The sequence below is a fragment of the Pseudoflavonifractor sp. An184 genome, assembly GCF_002160305.1.
GTDB lineage: Bacteria > Bacillota > Clostridia > Oscillospirales > Oscillospiraceae > Lawsonibacter > Lawsonibacter pullicola.
This window is the reverse complement of sequence record NZ_NFKI01000060.1, coordinates 1-17,875: the sequence shown is the minus strand read 5'-3', so window position 1 is coordinate 17,875 and position 17,875 is coordinate 1. Positions and strand designations below refer to the sequence as shown.

The following is a 17,875-nucleotide window of genomic DNA, read 5'->3' as shown; positions in this document are numbered from 1 at the left end:
CGGTTTTTCAATCGGGTCCCCACAGGCGCGGGACGCGCCTGTGGGTGGAGCTGCATCCGAGAACCTGGGGCAACGCCGACTTCTAAGAAAATGACAAACGGGCCCCGATACGGACGCCGCCTCCCGCAGCTCCACATCGGGGCCCATAGCTTATCTGAAGGTAAAAACGCCGGACGGCCCTGCTCCAAGGGTCGTCCGGCTGCTTTTTCCCAGAGAGGAAACCGAATCGGGGCTGCTTAACTGAGGAACTGAAGGAATACCGTCAGCACGCCTGTATTCACAAAGTCGATGAACATGCCGCCCACAATGGGGACCACGAAGAACGCCTTGGGTGCAGGGCCGAACTTATTGGTCAGCACCAGCATGTTGGCCATGGCGTTGGGGGTGGCGCCCATGCCGAAGCCGCAGAAGGCGGCCGTCATGGCGGCGGCCTCATAGTCGCGGCCCATGACCGGGAAGACCACGTAGGAGGCGTACAGGAACATGATGAAGGTCTGGATGGCCAGAATGATGATCATGGGCACCGCCAGGGAGGCCAGCTCCCACAGCTTCAGGGTCATCAGGGCCACCGCCAGGAACACGTTCAGGGAGACGTTGCCGCTCACGTCAATGGCGCGCATGGGCAACTCCACATGGGCCACGTCGCACACGTTGCGGATCACCAGACCCACGATCATGGCGCCCATGTAGGTGGGAAGGGTCACGCCGATCTGGGTGAAGAAGGCGTTGATGTAGGTGCCGATGCCGGCGGCGATGATCAGCAGGGCAAAGGACTTCACAATGCTGTCCACGCCCAGGTCCTTCGCCTGGCTGGGAGACTGGGCAGTCTCCACGCTCTCGCCGTACTCCTCGCCCTCATTCACCATGGAGTGCAGATTGTACTTCTTGATCTTCGCACGGGCGATGGGTCCTCCCATCAGGGAGCCGGAGACCAGACCGTAGGTGGCGCAGGCCACCGCCACAACGCTGGCGCCCATGACGCCTGCATCCTCAAACTGGGGCCCGAAGGAACCGGCGGTTCCGTGTCCGCCCACCAGGGGGATGGAGCCCATGCACAGGCCCAGACGGCCGTCCAGCTGGAACACCTGGGCCAGACCGGCGCCCACCAGGTCCTGAATGACCACCATGACGCCGGCCAGGAGCAGGAACACCAGCACCGGCTTGATGCCTCTGGCCAGCACCTTGAAGCTGGCGCCGTAGCCCACACTGGTGAAGAACCAGATCATGAAGGCGTTCTTCAAGGTCTCATCGAATGTAAAGGTGACCACGCCCGCGGAGTGCAGGGCCAGGTGGATCAGGGCGAACACCAGGCCGCCCACGACAGGGGCGGGGATGCACACCCGGCGCAGAAACTCCACGTGCGCCACGATGACACGGCCGAGCAGGAAGAAAATCATTGCCAGCGCGGTCGTCTGCATCAGGTCTAATGCAAATTCCATTGTCTTTCTCTCCTTTTGCTTGGTTTTCTCCCGGGCGGATTACCGCCTCCCGCCCGGAACTCTGTCCTATCATACAGGACGGCCTTCGTTTTGCCTCAATTTCCCTCAGCCAAAAAAATTTTTCCCCGCTTTGTACAATTTTCTCTCAAAATTTTACACATTTTTAACAAAGCATTTGAACCTTTTTCCACTCTTTCCGGGATATATTCCTCTTTTTACTGACCTAAATTTCCAATTCAAACGATTTCTTAACAACAAGCTCCCGGACAGGCGGACAGAGGAAAGGGCGGAGCTCCAGTCAGGAGCTCCGCCCCAGGCTGTCGGAAAAGTCCAAGGACCTTTCCGACAGCCTGCAAAAATGCCGTTACTTTTGCGCCGCTGTTCGGTGCAAAAGTTCTCGCTTCGCTCGCTGAACGCCTTGCCAAGCAAGGCATTCAGGGCATTCGATCTCACTCGAGGCGGGCTGCCGCCCCCTCGAGCTCCCCCGCCAATACTCGGGCGGATTCGTCTAAACAGAGGTTTTTCGACAAGCTGAGGGCGGAGCTCCAGTCAGGAGCTCCGCCCATTCTCTTACGCATCTCCTATGTAGCGACCGCAGGGTTCAGTCCTCCTCGGCCAGCACCAGCATGCCGTCCAGGAAGCGCTTGAGGTTGGCCTTGCCCTTCTGGCCCTTGCCCTGGAGGTAGGCCATCTCGGCCCGCACCTCCTGGAATGGGAACAGCCGGGAGGCATACTGGGTAAAGACCTCGTTGCCGTAGTCCTCCACCCCCAGGCTGGCCAGGTGGGTGAGGCCCCGCTCCACCGCCCGGCGGGCCCGCTGCTCCATGGACTTGGGGCTGTCGCTGAGCTGGGCGCACAGGGCGCCCACCCCCACCTGGCTCACCTGCTGGTGCCGCTCCAGCAGATACAGGCACATCTCCATAATGTCCTTGGCCCCCTTCTCCCCGGCCATGCCCAGCTGGCTCAGGGTGGTCTGGAGCCGGCGGCGGTACTGCTCCCGCTGCTGGTCGGCGGTGGAGGCGAGCTGCTTCTCCCCAAACACGCTCTGGATGGTGTACAGGTTCCGCTCGTTCTCCAGCTGCTGGCTCACGTTGCGGATGACCTGGCGCACCTCGATGAGGTTGATGGGCTTGCTGATGAAGAAGTCCACCCCGGCCAGATAGGCCTTGGCCACCATCTCCTTGCTGCTCACCTGGGAGATCATGATGAACTTGGCCGCGCAGCCCTGCTCCTTCAGCTCCCGGACCACCTGAATGCCGTCCTTCTGGGGCATGAGCAGGTCCACCAGAATCAGATCCGGGGCCAGGGCCAGGATCTGCTGCAGGTCGGCCGGGCCGCCGCCGCTGTCCCCGCAGATGGTCCCCAGCTGATTGCCCTCCACAATATCCTCCAGCACCCCGATCACGGAGGTGTCGTCCTCTATAATGTAAATTCTCATACTTCTCCCTTCTCCAAGCGATTCATTGGGATTTTGATTTCAAACCGGGCCCCGCCCCCCGGCGTCTTGGGGAACTCTCCCGCTCCGCTGGTCACCTGGATGCTGCCGCCCAGCTCCTGGACCATAAATTCCACCGCGGGCAGTCCGATGCCCCGGCTGATGTTTCCGGTCTTGGGGTCAAATTTGGTGGAGTAGCCCACCTGAAACAGATTCCGCATGGCCCGGGGGGAGATGCCCGGACCGTTGTCCTGGACGGTGAGGAGGAGCTGCCCCTCCTCTACCCGCTCGTCCACCCAGATGACGCCGGTGCCCTTCCCGCTCTGGATGGCCTCGGCGGCGTTGATGACCAGGTTCTTTAAAATGGACATGATGCGGTAGTGCTCCCCGGTGGCGAAGTCGGACTCGCATCGGCACAGCAGGTCGACGTCCGCCTTCTTCTCTCCCAGGATGTGGCGCATGGTGTCCTGAAGGATCAGAAACAGGTCGGACATCCACATCTGCTCCCCCTGGTCGGTGCCGGTGCCGGCCACCTCCCCCTCGATGCCCCGGACGATGGACAGGTTGTCCTTCTTCACCTCGTGCACGTCCCGGGCGATGGACAGGGCCAGCTGACGCACCTCCTCGGGGCAGTCCAGCTCCCCCAGCCGCTCGTACAGCCGGTAGGCCCGGGCCATGATGCCCTCGATGTTCTCCGCGTCCTTTTTCAGGAAGTAGAGCTCATTTTTCAGGTTGGCGGTCATCAGAAACAGCCGCTGGTACCGCCGCTCGTGCTCCTCCGCCAGCAGGAGGCGGCGGTAGCGCTTCATCCCCCACAGCACCAGGGAGGCCAGCAGGGCCCGGGCCAGGCCGATCACCATCAGCCAGGCCAAGACGTCGACGTTGGGCAGCCCCCCGTTGTCCAGGGAGAAGTTCACAATGTTGGACACCCCGTCGCACAGCCAGAAGGTCCACCACAGCTGGGACAGGGGGGCCTGGTACCGGTCCCGCACCAGCAGGCACAGCAGGCCCTCGTAGCAGGGGTAGAAAATTGCCGCCGGGCAGTTGAGCAGAATGGCCTGGGTCCAAACTTCGCCCCCTCCCACGATGTCTATGGCGGAGCGCACCAGCAGGAGGCACACCCCGGTCAGGACCCCGGTCAGGGGGGTGCGGCTGTCCTGAAGCAGGGTGAGCAGCAGCACCGGAAAGAGCACCACCGCCCCGGAGATACGGAAATTGTCGTTCCCCAGGTTAAAAAAAACTTCGCCGCTGAGCACCGTGGCCACCGCCGTCAGCAGCATCCGCTCCCACCGGGCGGCCCGCCAGGGAAACCTCCGCTTCTTCCCCTCCATCTGCCTCCTCCTCTCTGCCCTTGGCACATTTTTTCAGTATAATTATACCATGCTTTGCCCCGCTTTCCCAGCGAAAAATTTTCCTGCTCTCCGGTCCCCTCCGGCGCAAAAAAACCGGCCGTTCAGGCCGGTCCTTTCGCAGCGTCTTTCCCTCACAGCCAGATCAGCACCCCGCACCAGATGGCGGAGGCCAGGGCGGCCCCCGCCGCCCCCCACACGGGGCCGGACAGGCTGAAGAAAGGGAACCCCTTCAGCCGCCGGTTCCAGGCCCGGTTTCCCTTCAGATAGCCGTCCGCCGCCTGACGGGCCTGGCGGATCACCTGGTCGGCGCTGACCCCCTCCCGGGAGAGAGCCTCCTCCTTCACAATAAAAATGGCCTCCTCAAACAGCTTGGGGTCTGGGGACTTGACCAGGATCACCTGGCGGGTAATTCCCTTCACCATCGTTTGGTCACTTCCTTTCTGCGCGCTCTGCCCCGTTGTCAGAGTCTGGAATTATTCTGTCCCAGTTTCTGGCGGTATATTCTCCCCCCGCCCTCCGTACACTGAAAACAAACCGGGAGAAGGGGAGATGCGCGTGACCGCCGTCCAAAAGACGCTGCTTCGGGAGTTTTTGATCCTTTATTTCACCAACGCGGCCCTCATCTTTCTGGCGCAGGTGTTTTTATATTGAGAGATTGGGAGAATCTCTCCGTCCCTCTCAAGCCTCCCCCCCTCCAAGGGGGAAGGTGCCCAGTGCGCACACCGGGGCGGATGAGGGGACAGGTTTCCGGCCCTTGTAGGGCGCGACGACCCGGCGCGCCGTTTTGCAGGTTTTCGCCTGCGGAGTGGGGTTCGGACCGTGGGTTTGTAGGCAAGGGAGTTTCGCCGCCTGCGGGCGGCGACCTACTTTGCCCATGGCGGCAAAGTAGGCAAAACGCCACCGGGGACGGCTCAAAGTGGGCACTCCGTGCCCACATTCGCCTTTCCCCGGACCCCCATTACGGGGGTTACCCCTTTGGCCAGGCAGAACATTTCCGGCGCGCAAAATCTGAGTGAGTGCCTAAATTCCCGCCGGGCCACTGGGCCCTGGGTTTGCAAAAATTGCCGCTGGTGCGGTTCCATGCCTGCGCCTGGGTTTGCCGAACCAACACGCCCGGTCCATTTCCAACCGTAGGGGCGGCCCTTGCGGCCGCCCGCAAGCCTTCCCCCTACAAGGGGGAAGGTGCCGAGCGCATGCGAGGCGGATGAGGGTGGGCTCTGGAATCGCAGAGGCCCCTTAGCGGGCCGCCGAGGTCGTCGGCCCCTACGGCAAAACCGGAAGATTCCCCCATCTCGCAGGGGCGGGTGTCCTCACCCGCCCGCCCCAGAGGATTCCTCCACTCGTAGGGGCGGCACACCGGGCCGCCCGGAAACGGCCCGATGGGGGCATCGGGCCCTACAAAAGATCAAAAGCACCTCCGGATACGCCGTAGGGGCGGGTCCATGTGGCCGCCCGCAATATTATTGTGTACACACCGAAAAGGGTGGAATAAACACTCCCTAAGCACAAAAACACGGGCGGTCCCGCCGGACCGCCCGTGTTTTATTTCTCGTTTTGTTCCTTCATAATCGCCACGTTCCGCACAATCAGCTCCCGCTGATCCCGGGTGAGGGTGCGAAAATCCAGCACCAGTTTTTCTTCTGTGGGGGAAAGCGCCGGGGAAGGGCGGGGGCTGTCGGAAAGCCCCACCAAGTAATCTGTACTTAGCCCATATTTTTGCGCGAACTTTACCAGAAGGTCCACTGTGATTTCATTGCGGCCTGTCATGTAGTGGCTCATCATAGATTCGGTAATATGGAATTCTTTTGCGAGAGCCTTTTGCTTAATGTCATGATCGGTGATCCACTCTTTTATCCTTGACCCATAGCGCATACATCTCACCTCTGGGCCAAGTATTTCTTATTTCTAAATCTATTTGTTCAAAATTATAAAATAGTATATTTTTATTTTCATTCGACAAATTTCATCAAAATTCGATTTAGATATATGATATTCTATTCCCGGGGAGCGGAAGAAAAAAGGACCCGCCGCGGTATCCGCGGCAGGTCCGATCACTCAATGGCGCCAGGTAAAATTACTTGTGGTCCACAGAGTACATGTGCTTGATCAGCTCCAGCACCTTGTTGGAGTAGCCGATCTCGTTGTCGTACCAGGACACGACCTTCACGAAGGTATCGGTCAGGGCGATGCCGGCGTCGGCGTCGAAGATGGAGGTGCGGGTGTCGCCCAGGAAGTCGCTGGACACCACGGCCTCGTCGGTGTAGCCCAGGATGCCCTTCAGCTCGCCCTCAGAGGCGGCCTTCATGGCGGCGCAGATCTCCTCGTACTTGGCGGGCTTGGCCAGGTTGACGGTCAGGTCCACCACGGACACGTCCAGGGTGGGGACGCGCATGGACATACCGGTCAGCTTGCCGTTCAGCTCGGGGATGACCTTGCCCACGGCCTTGGCGGCGCCGGTGGAGGAGGGGATGATGTTGCCGGAAGCGGCACGGCCGCCGCGCCAATCCTTCATGGACACGCCGTCCACAGTCTTCTGGGTGGCGGTGGTGGAGTGCACGGTGGTCATCAGGCCGTCGGTGATGCCCCAGTTGTCGTTCAGCACCTTGGCGATGGGGGCCAGGCAGTTGGTGGTGCAGGAGGCGTTGGACACGAAGTCCATGTCGGGGGTGTACTTGTCCAGGTTGACGCCGCACACGAACATGGGGGTGTCATCCTTGGAGGGGGCGGACATGACGACCTTCTTGGCGCCGGCCTTCAGGTGCGCCTGGGCCTTCTCCTTGGTCAGGAACAGGCCGGTGGACTCCACCACGTACTCGGCCTCCAGCTTGCCCCAGGGGATATTGGCAGGATCGCGCTCGGCATAGACAGGAATGGTCTTGCCGTTGACCACGATGCCGGTCTCGTTGCTGCTCACCTCGCCGGCGAACTGACCATGCATCGTATCATACTTCAGCATGTAAGCCAGGTAGTCGGCGGGGCACAGGTCGTTGATGCCAACGATCTCGATCTCGGGGTGATTCAGGCTGGCGCGGAACACCATGCGGCCGATCCGGCCAAAGCCATTGATGCCAACTTTAATGCTCATGTTGAATTTCTCCTTTTCTTAAAAACTCGCGCGGGATTTTAAGGGTATACCTTGCTGATGGTTATTATATCCCGATCAGACCCGTTTTGGTAGTGTCTTTTTTCATATATTTTAGCGTTTTTTTCCGGTAAAATTCGCCATAGAGCAGGATAAGCCCGGTCTTATCCCCCCAGGAAGCCGCCTCCGGCCCGTTAAGCTCCCGCCTGATGTGCTCCCCCTTCTGCTTTTCCCCCAATTTTCCCGTCTAAAAGGGGGCGTTCCTCCTCATAACGCCGCCTTCCGGTTTTTGCGACGAAATTCCCGCGCCTCCCTTGTTGTTTCTTCCACTTTTTGATATACTGAAATTGGTCGTCAAGGGGCCCGTCCGGCCTGCGCAAACTAGGCCTAGGAAAAAGGTCTGGCCGGGCCGGACCCTTCCAAGCCGGACACGGCATAGGATGATGGTGTCCCAATGGCCCCGCCGCCGTCAGGAGGTATTATGTCAGACGCTATGCAATCTCATCTGGAGCGCTTTCCCGAGGGGGCCATCGAGGTGGCCCAGGGGCGCATCCTGGATTTCAACCGCGCGGCCCAGGCCCAGTTCCCCGAGCTGGCGGTGGGGATGGAGGCCCCGGAATTCCTCTCCGGCTCCCTCTCCGATCCGGAGGGGGCGGGCACTTTTGCCCACAACGGCTCCCTCTACCTGTTCAGCCGGGTCTCCGGGGCCGAGCGGGACCTGCTTCTCTTCCGGCCCGCCCCCCAGTCCCCCCTCACCCAGGGGCAGCTGGACGGCTTCGTGCGGCAGATGCGCGGATTTTTACAGGATATCCTGCTGGAATTTGAGACGGTCTCCGGCCCCTCCCGGGGCGGCATGGACGCCTTCAGCAAGAGCTTCTGCCGGGTCTACCGCCTGCTCTCCAACCTGGACTTCCTGCGCTCCGCCGGCGCCCCCGAGGGGGTGCCCTTCCGCCCGGTGACCATGGACCTGGCCGGGCTGTGCCGCAGCCTCACGCAGGAGGCCGCCTTCCTGCTGGGGGAGGCGGGGGTCACCCTGACCTTCCGGTGCGCCCTGCCCTCCCTGCTCATCCCCGGTGACCCGGGGCTGCTGCAGAAGCTGATCCTCACCCTGCTCTCCAACGCCGCCAAGGCCGCCCCCGGCGGCCAGGTGGTCCTCTCCCTGTCCAGCCGAAGCGGCCGGGCCGTCCTCACCCTCAGCGACAGCGGCGACGCCCTGGAGGAGGGCAGCCTGGACGCCCTGTTCTCCTCCGGCCAGCCGGAGGGGCAGATCCCCAATCCCCAGGACGGGGCGGGCATGGGCCTGGCCATCGCCCGGCACATCGTCTCCCTCCACGGGGGCGCGCTGCTCCTGGAGGAGCGGCGGGGCGGGCTGTTCGCCGTGGTCTCCCTGCCCACCGGCCCCCTGTCGCCCACCCTCACCGTGCGCACGCCCCGGGTGGAGGAGAACGGCGGCATCTCTCCCGTGCTGATGGAGCTCTCCGACGTGCTCCCCCTGTCCATCTTCCAGATGGATGAGGAGGAGTAATCCAAAACAGAACGCGCCCCCGGCGGTCCTTTTCAGACCGCCGGGGGGCATTTTCTTTTTCAGGGACAGCCGCTCACCAGACCTTCAGCCGCAGGAGGAGGAAGCGCTCCCCCTCCAGAACCCGGGGCTTCTCCACCGCCCCCGTCCAGCCGGGCGTGGGCAATCAGCGCCCCCGTCTTTTGGGCGTCCATGACCTCACCTCCTGCCTCCAGCATAGCCCAACGGGGCTGTTTTGGCAAACAACCTGTGGTTATGAGTAAAGAAAATAAGAAAACCTAGGAATATCAAGGCCCGCAGGGTAGTTTTTACCTTCCCTTCGGGCCTATTTTCCCTTATTTTTTCCCTTACGGGCCGAAATTGGCCTTTATAAACGCCTCCATGCGGGCCGCGCTGTCCTGCTTCATGCGCTCGGTGAAATGGCCGTACCGGTCTAACGTAAATCCCGCGCTGGCGTGTCCCAGGTTGCCCTGGATGGTCTTAATATCGTCACCGGCTCGAATTGCGTTTACAGCGTAAGTGTGCCGGAGATCGTGAAAGCGTGCGTCCTGCAATCCGATAGCCTGAGCCACAGCGTGAAATTTCTTTGAAATCGATTCCTGGTCAATCAGACCGCCGGTGTCGTTGGTAAAGACAAGGTTGTGGGGGTTACTCCAAACGGGACCGGCCAGAAGCTGCCGTTCTGCCTGTCGCTTTCTATGCTCCTTCAAGAGCCGGAGCACGAAGGGGGCCGGGGTGAGCGTTCTTGTCTTGCCGTTCTTTGGGCTTGAAAAAATGTTAGAGGAGGAACGAAACAAACGTCGGGAAAGTTGTTTGGAGATCTGAATAGTGCCGTTCTGGAAGTCTATACAATCCCAAGTAAGCCCCAAAATTTCACTTTGGCGCAGGCCGGTAAAAAGAGCGATTTTCACCGGAAGTTCAAGCCAGGTTCCGCTGACCTGCTGGAGAAGGGCGGCGACCTGGTTATCTTCTAGGGGGTGTATTTCTGCCTGCTCCATGCGGGGAAGCTCCACACCGTCCGCAGGGTCCCGAGAGATATAGCCCAGGCTTACCGCCTTTTTGACCGCCTGGTGCAGCGTCTTGTAAATTATGCGCACCGAAGCGGGGGAAAGAGAAAGCCCATTTATGGCCTTTTGGATGATGTGGGGACGAAGATCGGACAGAAGGACCGCCCCAAGCGCGGGTTTTAGATGGTTATTTATATATCCCTTGTAGGAACTCGCGGTGGAGGGCTTCACGCCGCCCAAGTAGTCCGCCGCCCAGATGTCCAGCCACGCGCCCACGGTCATTTTGGTGGGGGCGGTATAGGTGCCCTGGTCCACGGCGGTGGTCGCTTCTTTGAGGCGCTGGGATACCTCCTTCTGGGTCTTACCGGTAATGCTCCGCTGAACCTGCTTGCCGGTGCCTGGGTCCCGGCCGGCCGTGAAGCGGGCTTCCCAATAGGTGTACTGCTTCCCGTTGCGGGTCACGGTTTTTTTTCGGATGGTGCCCGCCCCGGCGGCTGCTTTCCGTGCCATAAGCTGCTCCTTTCTCTGCTTGCACCTAGGCCCGGTTTATGGTATCATAAAAGGCGCAAAGGTGCCTTATTTGGTTTCTGGTATTTTTGCGGTTATGCCCTTCCCGGTGTTGGTAGCGCCGGGGAGGGTTCTTTTTTTGCCAAATCCGCCCGCGCGGACGAATTTTCAATAGAGGGGGTGGGGAATCGCCGCCCCCTCGGTCAAATACGAAAACGTTTTCGGATTTTCGATAGATGGGGCGGGAATCACTACCCAATAGGTCAAATCCGACAACGTTGTCGGATTTCCATTCCCTAAGGTAGCAAATTGCTACCTTAGGGATTCCACAAATCCGAACACGTGGGCGGATTTTCAAAAGATGGGGGCACGAATCGTTACCCCATCGGTCAAATACGACAGCGCTGTCGTATTTGGGCCGCCCGCCCTTCCTATCAGCGGGGCAAAGTGCCGTCAAATCGGCCAACGCTGGCCGATTTCAGAGGAAGCACTCAAATCCGCAAGCGATTGCGGATTTGGCCCCATATAAAACAGAGCACCGGGAATGTGGACAAATCGGCAAACGTTTGCCAATTTATCATCACGTTAAAAAAGTGAATTTTTATGTGAAAATAAATAATTACAGTTTCTTCTTCGAAGAGGGGGGCTGATTGATATGAACAAGGGAATCCTTTACTGACAAATTTATTGCGTTTATGCGTTGTAAAAATGCTTCTTTTTGAGAATTTGTCAACAAAGGGAATTTTGTTTGTAAGAAATTATTTAACAAATCGAGAGAAGATTGAAACTCCTGGTCAACCTTTTCCAAATCTTCAATGATGTGATCTAGGTCAGACGCTATAGAATCTTCTACTTCCAACGGTACATCAAAGTTAGATTCATGAGAGTTTTCAGCGAGTGCTATCAATTTTTGAACCGACTGAGAATATTTCTGTTCTGCGGCCTTCAAAGCATTAAGATAATTTAGATTTTCTTTTATCTCGTACTCAATAGATTTAAGTCTCTGCAATTTTGAGGTGGTAGAATCGGGCGTTTTACCCATAAGCCAATCAGGACTTACGCCAAGAACAGCAGCAATAGCTTCGATCACTGGCAACTTCAATCTGTCTATAGAGCCGGATTCATATCGCTGTATCGTTGAAACCGCTACCCCAATTTGATTAGCAATATCCCCTTGAGTCATATTTAATTCAAGCCTACGTTGCTTGATGCGGGAACCAATTACCTGGTTTTCTGTTCGTGACATCGTATTACCCCCCTATTACAATATATTTACGGTTTGAGGAACGGTAGAATACCATGTCTTTTACCGCATTGTTACTGAAAAGAGTTGCTATGCTTTTGCTCAAATTTTATCACACAATTTTGCGGTATGCAATAGGAACGCAAAAAAGAAAAAATATTTGCGCTACGCTATTGACAAATGTTTGCGCTATGCTATAATTGCGGAGAAAGGAGGCCGTTTAAGATGGTAAATACAGAAAAAATTAAGAAAAGGATTAACGAGCTAGGAATGACCCAGGGCGAAATAGCAAAGATAATATCGGTAGCAACGCCAACAATTTGTCAGAAAATAAACAATATACGCCCATTCTCATTGGAAGAAGCGGAAAAAGTTGCAGAAATATTAAGAATTTCGGACGGGGAATTTAAAAACTATTTTTTTTGTAAGTGATTTGCGCTATGCAAATTATGGTGGAGTTAATCAGTATGCAAAAAACGGATTGGAGCAGACGGAAATATCGGTAGATGCGATATCAAAGTCTTTTTGGGGAAACCACCCGAACACATAAGACCCCGGCGGAGCACCAGCGCTGCCTATGTAGCCAAGTAAAACGCAAAAAAAACCGCCGGATCTGGCGGGGGAAATGGAGGAAAGGTATATGTTTCTGGTCGTAAACCTGGAAGGGATGCCGCCGGAGCTGGAAGAACGGCTCCATGGGATTTTGGATGAAGTCCGAAAGGCAGGATGCCGCTGGCGCGTGTCGGTCGGCCCGATGATGCCCCAGGCCAAGGGAGCGGGCCTGGAAGAATGAGAAGGGAGGGAGGACACCGTGAAGAAAGCGGGTCGGGAGCTGCAAAAGGAGGTCTATACCGTGCCGGAGGCCGCGGAGATTCTGGGCGTGGGTGTGAATACGATCTATAACCTGTCACACACCAGAGACTTTCCATCCTTCCGGATCGGAAAGCGGATCGTGATACCACGGGAGCACTTTCTGCGCTGGATGGACCGGATGGTGAAGGGGGCGCCGTCATGCGATACATAAACCGGGAGCGGGCCGCGCTGTCGCTGGTGCTGCTGGCGTGTATGTTCGCTGAGTGTATTCCCCTGCTGCTGGCCCTGGTGGCCCTATCGGCCCTGGTGCTGTTCCTGCCAGACTGCAAGAAAATAATGAATTTTAGAAGGGGGTTTCAGACGTGTATTACAAAACTTGCCCGAACTGCGGCGCGCACCTTGACCCGAGGGAGCACTGCGAATGCTCAAAAAAAGAAAGCAACTGCCCAGATCGGGAAACGCCGGACGAACTGAGCCGGGAAAAGCTGCTGAAATTGCTGCTTCTTCTTCCGGAGGACCGAATGCGGAAAGCGGAGGCCTTTATCCGGTATGCAATAGAGGACGGAGGAGGAGCGGATGGGACCAGGATAAGCGCGGAGCAACGGGAACGCGTTAGACTTGCATGGGCGGCGTTTGATGCACCGAAACGGGCGGTTTGGTTGACCAGTGTCTTTATGTCTGGCATGTTGCGTGACTAGGAGGGCGAGGGATGCCAAAAAGAGGTATATACCCTGCTGGAGAAAGCGGGGGAATTGGGCGTGATGGCCCTAGAGGTCCCGGTGCTGTTCCTGCCAGACTGCAAAAAAATTGTGAATTTTAGAAGGGGGTTTCAGACGTGTATTACAAAACTTGTCCGAACTGCGGCGCGCACCTTGACCCTGGGGAGCAATGCAACTGCCAGGACGAAAAAAAGGTTGCCCAGCAGCGCGACCACCGGACAACCTACACGGGAATGAGCAACAGGACTCTTTCCGCCTCTATTGTACGGGAGAAGGAGGGGAACTGTCAAGTGTACAGCGGTATGAGGTTCCCGAACACCCCGGAGTCATTTATAGCTTATCAGGAGCAGCTTGCAGGGCGCGGCCTGACCGGAGGCGAACGAAAGATAATGGCAGTTTGGGTGAAGTGCTTTAATCTCTGCTATGAGGAGGGACAGAAGAAAAACCGCGCCGCCTTGACTGAATACTTGATTGAGCTAGATAAACTTATCGCTCGACGCAAAAAGGGCCATGCCGCACAAATTTTTTTAAGTAAGTGCCGTGTGTGTATGGTTTCGGCCTGGGAACAAGGGAGCCAAGAACAATTTGTTGCTGAAAATTTTTAAGAAGGAGCGAAGAACATGAGTGAAAAAAAGCGTGAAGCAGAAACCAAGGAGATTGAAAAGAGGAATCCCCAAGGGGAATTATCCGCTCTGGACGGGGTGGAGGCCGAGGCCGCTGTGAATGAGGCCCTGGCGAAATTCGGGGCGGCCTGTGAGGCCGTCAAAGCCAAGCGGCGCAGGGTTTACGAGAGATACCGGGAGCTGGACGACAAAATGAAGGGCCCCGGACTGGAGCGGATCACCGTGCCGGAATCTAACCCGTTCGACCTGGACGCGCTGAAACGGGCCGCCATGGAGACAGGCCGCCCCCAGGAAGCAAAAGAATGGATTGCCGCCGTCCGTGCGATTGCGTCGTCTGCGTATCGTGATACGGAGTTTTTAGGGGACTGTATGGACGTGCTGTCTAAGTGCGGGGAATATCTGAGCCGGAAAGATTATCAGCTTGAAAAGGCCCTGGACGATCTGGAGGAGGAGCGCAAACAGGTTATTGCCGAATATGACCGAAAAGTGACTAAAGCAAGGGGGGAGCTTACCGCCCATCGGGACAGAGTACATAAAGAAATTGTCGCAAAGGCCACCGAGGCAGATATGAGTTTTACAGAAAATATCCCATCCTGCTTTGCTGGCGATAAAACGGCGCGCACGATTGGGCTTGTGTATGGCCCGGATGTGCCGGTTAAGGATCAACTCAACGCATTCCTGAATACCGCCAGGTTGCGGAGCAGCTTAAATTCTGCCGGAGACCCCTATAAGCATTTGAAGAACCTGCCGGGCGGATATGTACCCGGAGAGCATGGGAATATGGCCGTAGCAGTAGTGACAGAAAGCGGAGCGGTGAGTTCAGAAGGGAAAACGTTATTCTTTGATCGATTTAGGAGAAAAAAGTGATGGATTTTAATATAAATTCCGCATTTATGAATAGTGAGGAAAAGAATAAATCTGCGCAGAACAGTAACACCCGTGGGCCGATTTGTAGCGCTGTGGTCACAAGTGAGGCCACAAAGCATGCCCCGCGCTCCGGCGCTCCTGTTTCGGTTGGGGACTGGTATGAGAAGCAGAGGGCCGGGAGCCGGGCCACCAGGAACGGGGAGACAGCGGGGTGGCGGGAGGATGCCGGGTCCGCAAAAAGAGCCCCAGCGCGACGGCCTGTGTATGGTGCTATGGTGCTGCCGTCCGCATGGTCCAGAAAGTTGGACTAAAGCAGACCAGCGCCGGAGCCGCCCAGGGGCCGCACACGGGGGTGCAGATCACCACCCGGAGCCGTCCGGCCTCTGCCTGACATCCGGGCTGTGGCCCGGACCGGCCCGCTGGCGGGCCTCCTGGCCGCTGCCCTGCTCCCTTGGAGCTGGGGGCAGTAGATCAGCACCAGAGCCGCCGGGGCCACACACGGGGGCGCAGCGCGCCGCCTGGAGCCGTCCGGCCTCTGCCTGACATCCGGGCCGTGGCCCGGACCGGCCCGCTGGCGGGCCTCCTGGCCGTCTCCCTGCCCCTTGGAGCTGGGGGAACAGACCAGCACCGGAGCTGCCATGGGCCACACGCGGGGGCGCAGCGCGCCGCCTGGAGCCGTCCGGCCTCTGCCTGACATCCGGGACGTGGCCCTGGATCGGCCCGCTGGCGGGCCTCCTGGCCGCTGCCCTGCTCCCTTGGAACTGGGGGCAGTAGATCAGCACCGGAGCCGCCGGGGCCACACACGGGGGCACAGCGCACCGCCTGGAGCTGCCCGGCCTCTGCCTGACATCCGGGACGTGGCCCTGGATCGGCCCCGCTGGTGGGCCTCCTGGCCGTCTCCCTGCCCCTTGGAGCTGGGGGAGCAGACCAGCACCGGAGCCGCCCAGGGCCGCACACGGGGGCGCAGCGCGCCGCCTGGAGCTGTCCGGCCTGTGCCTGACATCCGGACCATGGCCCGGATCGGCCTGCTGGCGGGCCTCCTGGCCGTCTCCCTGCCCCTTGGAGCTGGGGGAGCAGACCAGCACCAGAGCCGCCGGGGCCACACACGGGGGCACAGCGCACCGCCTGGAGCTGTCCGGCCTCTGCCTGACATCCGGGCCGTGGCCCTGGATCGGCCCCGCTGGTGGGCCTCCTGGCCGCTGCCCTGCTCCCTTGGAGCTGGGGGCAGTAGATCAGCACCGGAGCCGCCGGGGCCACACACGGGGCGCAGCGCGCCGCCTGGAGCCGTCCGGCCTCTGCCAGACATCCGGGGCCGTGGCCCGGACCGGCCCGCTGGCGGGCCTCCTGGCCGCTGCCCTGCTCCCTTGGAGCTGGGGGCAGTAGATCAGAAACAGGGCCGCCCATGGCGTTACCAGAGCCGAGGGCGGATAGCGGATATATGAGGGATGCCAAGTTCCGAAGCAATGAAATATTCTGCCAACCATGTTCTGGTGGGGGAAAGGAAATGATTGATATGAAAGTAACTATGGAGATCGGAAAGCACAAAAGCGAAATTGTTATTCAGGATTTTCACGAAGAATATTTTGTCCGCATGATCTACATTGCGGCTCGAACTGTCGCGGATCAGTGTATGAAATGCGGGATCGACAAAAAGGAAGTTGAAGAAATGATGCTGGAAGAAGTCAGAACCGCATTGGAAGATATAGAGAAAAATAAGAAAAAGTAAGGTAAAAACACAAAACGGGTGAGAAAGTATGCGAAAGGCTTTTTATATAAGAGAAAAGAGAGCGGGCCGACGGGTAAAATGTGTGCGCTATCAGCGTCCCCTTCCACGTGATACAGGACGGGCCAGAGCCGCGAAGAAACACCATACCAGGGCAGCCCAGAGATTCATAAATTGTAAAAACAGCACGGAGAAACTGGAGCTGCTTTTCTATGCTAACTTTGACAGCCCTCTCTCCTGTTTTGTGACCTATACATATGACGAAGAACACCTTCCAAGAAGCAGGGATTCTGCAAAGGCCAACATTGCAAAAGCCAATGAGCAGATGAGACGGGAGAAAAGGAGGCGCGGAGAGCCGTTTCCCTATGTGTACACCACAGAAGGATCGGCCAGAGCTGCCGCCGAAACTGCTGATGTTGGGGGCAACCCCTGGGAGGTCTGCCCCTGGGAGGTGCCGGAACAGTGGGAGGAACTGTCCGGAAAGCCTACAGAGTGGGGCAATGGAGAAGTGAGGCTTCACCACCACGCTATTATGCTGCTGTCAGAGCAAGACTGTGATACATTGCGCGCAGCTTGGCCGTATGGGGATGTGCACATTTCCAGAATAAAAGTTGATGATATGCACTCGTTTGAGCGCCTGGCAAGCTATATAACAAAGGACAGCCGAGCCGGAAAGACAAAGACCGGAGAGCGGTCATACACACCCAGTGAGGGACTGATTCAACCGGAAGTACATGGGCGCTGGGTCGAAGAATACGAAGATATTGTACCACCAAAGGGAGCTATTTTAATCAGCGAAATGAGAGAGGAGAATCTATATTCATCATACCACCAATGCAGCTTTATCTTACCGAGAGAAGCGGAGATAAAAGAGGAATATAGATCGCCGTATAGAACCAGAAAAAGGAAACAATGACCGCGCAAATTTTACTTGGTGGTGGAGTATTATCTTCACCGTAAAGCCTAGAGAATCAAGGGGGATGCCCTTGCCCCTTCCTCTGCCAACAGCTAAAATGTAAACAGGGGGAAAACGAAACGCCCGAGAGCAGGGCGAAGAACTAAGCCACAGAGGGCAGGGTGGCTTGCTTTGTTATACCCAAAAACGGCCAGTGTTTGCCCAGTGCCCAGGGCGAATGCTGGCCGTTTTGGTGTGGTATCCCATCTTTACCCCCCCCCATCAAAAAAACGGTCCTGACCCGCGACGGCCTTAATCGCGTGGGTCCAAGACAAAAGCGATTTTTGCCCCGCATACGCGCGCGCCGCCGCACCGCCGCCGGATGTGGATGAATCGGACGCAAAATCGTACCGCCTGGAGCTGTCCGGCCTCTGCCCGACATCCGGCCAGTGGCTCAGATCGGCTCGCTGGCGGGACTTCTGGCCGTCTCCCTGCCCCCTCGGAGCTGTGGGAGCAGACCAGCACCGGAGCCGCCCAGAGCCGCACACGGGGGCGCAGCGCGCCGCCTGGAGCTGTCCGGCCTGTGCCTGACATCCGGACCATGGCCCGGATCGGCCTGCTGGCGGGCCTCCTGGCCGTCTCCCTGCC

Annotated in this window: 20 protein-coding genes; 10 read left to right on the top strand and 10 right to left on the bottom strand. The window is 58.1% G+C overall.

All coding sequences use genetic code 11. From position 1 onward, the window contains the following. Positions 1 to 236 precede the first annotated feature (236 nt). From gltS to gap, 6 genes are all read right to left on the bottom strand, one after another. Complete coding sequence (gltS, locus tag B5F19_RS14355; protein ID WP_087291650.1) at positions 237 to 1,439, bottom strand: sodium/glutamate symporter; 1,203 nt, start codon at positions 1,437 to 1,439, stop codon at positions 237 to 239. Positions 1,440 to 2,040: 601 nt separating this feature from the next. Continuing rightward, positions 2,041 to 2,877, bottom strand: a complete 837-nt coding sequence (locus tag B5F19_RS14350) for a DNA-binding domain-containing protein (RefSeq protein WP_087291648.1) — start codon at positions 2,875 to 2,877, stop codon at positions 2,041 to 2,043. After that, positions 2,874 to 4,205: a sensor histidine kinase gene (locus tag B5F19_RS14345; RefSeq protein ID WP_087291646.1), complete on the bottom strand. Its 1,332-nt coding sequence runs from the start codon at positions 4,203 to 4,205 to the stop codon at positions 2,874 to 2,876. Before B5F19_RS14345 ends, B5F19_RS14350 begins: the two co-directional genes overlap by 4 nt. A 152-nt stretch (positions 4,206 to 4,357) precedes the next feature. Continuing rightward, positions 4,358 to 4,648 (bottom strand): translation initiation factor 2, encoded by a 291-nt coding sequence (locus tag B5F19_RS14340; RefSeq protein ID WP_087291644.1) that lies wholly within the window; start codon positions 4,646 to 4,648, stop codon positions 4,358 to 4,360. A 1,120-nt stretch (positions 4,649 to 5,768) separates the two neighbouring features. Beyond that, on the bottom strand, positions 5,769 to 6,098 hold the full coding sequence (locus B5F19_RS14335; RefSeq protein ID WP_087291642.1) for a helix-turn-helix transcriptional regulator: 330 nt from the start codon (positions 6,096 to 6,098) through the stop codon (positions 5,769 to 5,771). Between the two features lie 202 nt (positions 6,099 to 6,300). Continuing rightward, positions 6,301 to 7,311, bottom strand: a complete 1,011-nt coding sequence (gene gap / locus B5F19_RS14330) for a type I glyceraldehyde-3-phosphate dehydrogenase (RefSeq protein WP_087291640.1) — start codon at positions 7,309 to 7,311, stop codon at positions 6,301 to 6,303. A 478-nt stretch (positions 7,312 to 7,789) separates the two neighbouring features. Between gap and B5F19_RS14325 the strand changes: the two genes are divergently transcribed. After that, positions 7,790 to 8,833 (top strand): HAMP domain-containing sensor histidine kinase, encoded by a 1,044-nt coding sequence (locus tag B5F19_RS14325; protein ID WP_140394249.1) that lies wholly within the window; start codon positions 7,790 to 7,792, stop codon positions 8,831 to 8,833. Positions 8,834 to 8,892: 59 nt separating this feature from the next. Here B5F19_RS14325 and B5F19_RS18215 read toward each other — a convergent pair whose 3' ends face one another. From B5F19_RS18215 to B5F19_RS14315, 3 genes are all read right to left on the bottom strand, one after another. Then, positions 8,893 to 9,024 carry a hypothetical protein gene (locus B5F19_RS18215; protein WP_255378406.1) on the bottom strand — a complete coding sequence of 44 codons (132 nt, stop codon included), beginning with the start codon at positions 9,022 to 9,024 and terminating at the stop codon, positions 8,893 to 8,895. A gap of 153 nt (positions 9,025 to 9,177) precedes the next feature. Beyond that, a complete protein-coding gene (locus tag B5F19_RS14320) occupies positions 9,178 to 10,347 on the bottom strand; it encodes a site-specific integrase (RefSeq protein ID WP_087291636.1) in 1,170 nt (389 codons plus the stop codon). A gap of 616 nt (positions 10,348 to 10,963) precedes the next feature. Further along, a complete protein-coding gene (locus tag B5F19_RS14315) occupies positions 10,964 to 11,590 on the bottom strand; it encodes a helix-turn-helix transcriptional regulator (RefSeq protein WP_087291634.1) in 627 nt (208 codons plus the stop codon). 222 nt (positions 11,591 to 11,812) lie between these two features. Here B5F19_RS14315 and B5F19_RS14310 point away from each other — a divergent pair, with 222 nt between their 5' ends. The 9 genes from B5F19_RS14310 to B5F19_RS14270 all read left to right on the top strand — a co-directional run bounded on the left by B5F19_RS14310 (position 11,813) and on the right by B5F19_RS14270 (position 17,248). Further along, the gene (locus tag B5F19_RS14310; protein ID WP_087291632.1) at positions 11,813 to 12,019 is read left to right on the top strand and encodes a helix-turn-helix transcriptional regulator; all 207 of its coding nucleotides are present in this window, start codon (positions 11,813 to 11,815) and stop codon (positions 12,017 to 12,019) included. Between the two features lie 208 nt (positions 12,020 to 12,227). Further along, positions 12,228 to 12,380, top strand: coding sequence for a hypothetical protein (locus B5F19_RS17565; RefSeq protein ID WP_162612592.1), 153 nt, complete (start codon positions 12,228 to 12,230; stop codon positions 12,378 to 12,380). An 18-nt stretch (positions 12,381 to 12,398) separates the two neighbouring features. Next, complete coding sequence (locus B5F19_RS14305) at positions 12,399 to 12,611, top strand: helix-turn-helix domain-containing protein (RefSeq protein WP_087291630.1); 213 nt, start codon at positions 12,399 to 12,401, stop codon at positions 12,609 to 12,611. Further along, the gene (locus B5F19_RS17560; RefSeq protein ID WP_087291628.1) at positions 12,599 to 12,874 is read left to right on the top strand and encodes a hypothetical protein; all 276 of its coding nucleotides are present in this window, start codon (positions 12,599 to 12,601) and stop codon (positions 12,872 to 12,874) included. The genes B5F19_RS14305 and B5F19_RS17560 overlap by 13 nt, the downstream gene beginning before the upstream one ends. Positions 12,875 to 13,235: 361 nt before the next feature. Then, positions 13,236 to 13,724: a hypothetical protein gene (locus B5F19_RS14295; RefSeq protein WP_087291626.1), complete on the top strand. Its 489-nt coding sequence runs from the start codon at positions 13,236 to 13,238 to the stop codon at positions 13,722 to 13,724. Positions 13,725 to 13,739: 15 nt separating this feature from the next. Beyond that, a complete protein-coding gene (locus B5F19_RS14290) occupies positions 13,740 to 14,609 on the top strand; it encodes a hypothetical protein (RefSeq protein WP_087291624.1) in 870 nt (289 codons plus the stop codon). 211 nt (positions 14,610 to 14,820) lie between these two features. Beyond that, positions 14,821 to 15,000, top strand: a complete 180-nt coding sequence (locus B5F19_RS17250; RefSeq protein WP_140394247.1) for a hypothetical protein — start codon at positions 14,821 to 14,823, stop codon at positions 14,998 to 15,000. A gap of 1,011 nt (positions 15,001 to 16,011) precedes the next feature. Continuing rightward, a complete protein-coding gene (locus B5F19_RS14275; protein WP_140394246.1) occupies positions 16,012 to 16,335 on the top strand; it encodes a hypothetical protein in 324 nt (107 codons plus the stop codon). A gap of 82 nt (positions 16,336 to 16,417) precedes the next feature. Continuing rightward, the gene (locus B5F19_RS14270) at positions 16,418 to 17,248 is read left to right on the top strand and encodes a hypothetical protein (RefSeq protein WP_140394245.1); all 831 of its coding nucleotides are present in this window, start codon (positions 16,418 to 16,420) and stop codon (positions 17,246 to 17,248) included. Between the two features lie 433 nt (positions 17,249 to 17,681). Here the strand turns inward: B5F19_RS14270 and B5F19_RS17740 are convergent. Continuing rightward, on the bottom strand, positions 17,682 to 17,875 hold a 194-nt coding region (locus tag B5F19_RS17740), incomplete at its 5' end, for a hypothetical protein (RefSeq protein ID WP_204248338.1).

What these genes read in the sequence shown, in the direction of transcription:
- gltS (WP_087291650.1), bottom strand. Translation starts at nt 1,439, where the DNA reads ATGGAATTTGCATTAGACCTGATGCAGACGACCGCGCTGGCAATGATT.
- B5F19_RS14350 (WP_087291648.1), bottom strand. Translation starts at nt 2,877, where the DNA reads ATGAGAATTTACATTATAGAGGACGACACCTCCGTGATCGGGGTGCTG.
- B5F19_RS14345 (WP_087291646.1), bottom strand. Translation starts at nt 4,205, where the DNA reads ATGGAGGGGAAGAAGCGGAGGTTTCCCTGGCGGGCCGCCCGGTGGGAG.
- B5F19_RS14340 (WP_087291644.1), bottom strand. Translation starts at nt 4,648, where the DNA reads ATGGTGAAGGGAATTACCCGCCAGGTGATCCTGGTCAAGTCCCCAGAC.
- B5F19_RS14335 (WP_087291642.1), bottom strand. Translation starts at nt 6,098, where the DNA reads ATGCGCTATGGGTCAAGGATAAAAGAGTGGATCACCGATCATGACATT.
- gap (WP_087291640.1), bottom strand. Translation starts at nt 7,311, where the DNA reads ATGAGCATTAAAGTTGGCATCAATGGCTTTGGCCGGATCGGCCGCATG.
- B5F19_RS14325 (WP_140394249.1), top strand. Translation starts at nt 7,790, where the DNA reads ATGTCAGACGCTATGCAATCTCATCTGGAGCGCTTTCCCGAGGGGGCC.
- B5F19_RS18215 (WP_255378406.1), bottom strand. Translation starts at nt 9,024, where the DNA reads ATGGACGCCCAAAAGACGGGGGCGCTGATTGCCCACGCCCGGCTGGAC.
- B5F19_RS14320 (WP_087291636.1), bottom strand. Translation starts at nt 10,347, where the DNA reads ATGGCACGGAAAGCAGCCGCCGGGGCGGGCACCATCCGAAAAAAAACC.
- B5F19_RS14315 (WP_087291634.1), bottom strand. Translation starts at nt 11,590, where the DNA reads ATGTCACGAACAGAAAACCAGGTAATTGGTTCCCGCATCAAGCAACGT.
- B5F19_RS14310 (WP_087291632.1), top strand. Translation starts at nt 11,813, where the DNA reads ATGGTAAATACAGAAAAAATTAAGAAAAGGATTAACGAGCTAGGAATG.
- B5F19_RS17565 (WP_162612592.1), top strand. Translation starts at nt 12,228, where the DNA reads ATGTTTCTGGTCGTAAACCTGGAAGGGATGCCGCCGGAGCTGGAAGAA.
- B5F19_RS17560 (WP_087291628.1), top strand. Translation starts at nt 12,599, where the DNA reads ATGCGATACATAAACCGGGAGCGGGCCGCGCTGTCGCTGGTGCTGCTG.
- B5F19_RS14290 (WP_087291624.1), top strand. Translation starts at nt 13,740, where the DNA reads ATGAGTGAAAAAAAGCGTGAAGCAGAAACCAAGGAGATTGAAAAGAGG.
- B5F19_RS14275 (WP_140394246.1), top strand. Translation starts at nt 16,012, where the DNA reads ATGGCGTTACCAGAGCCGAGGGCGGATAGCGGATATATGAGGGATGCC.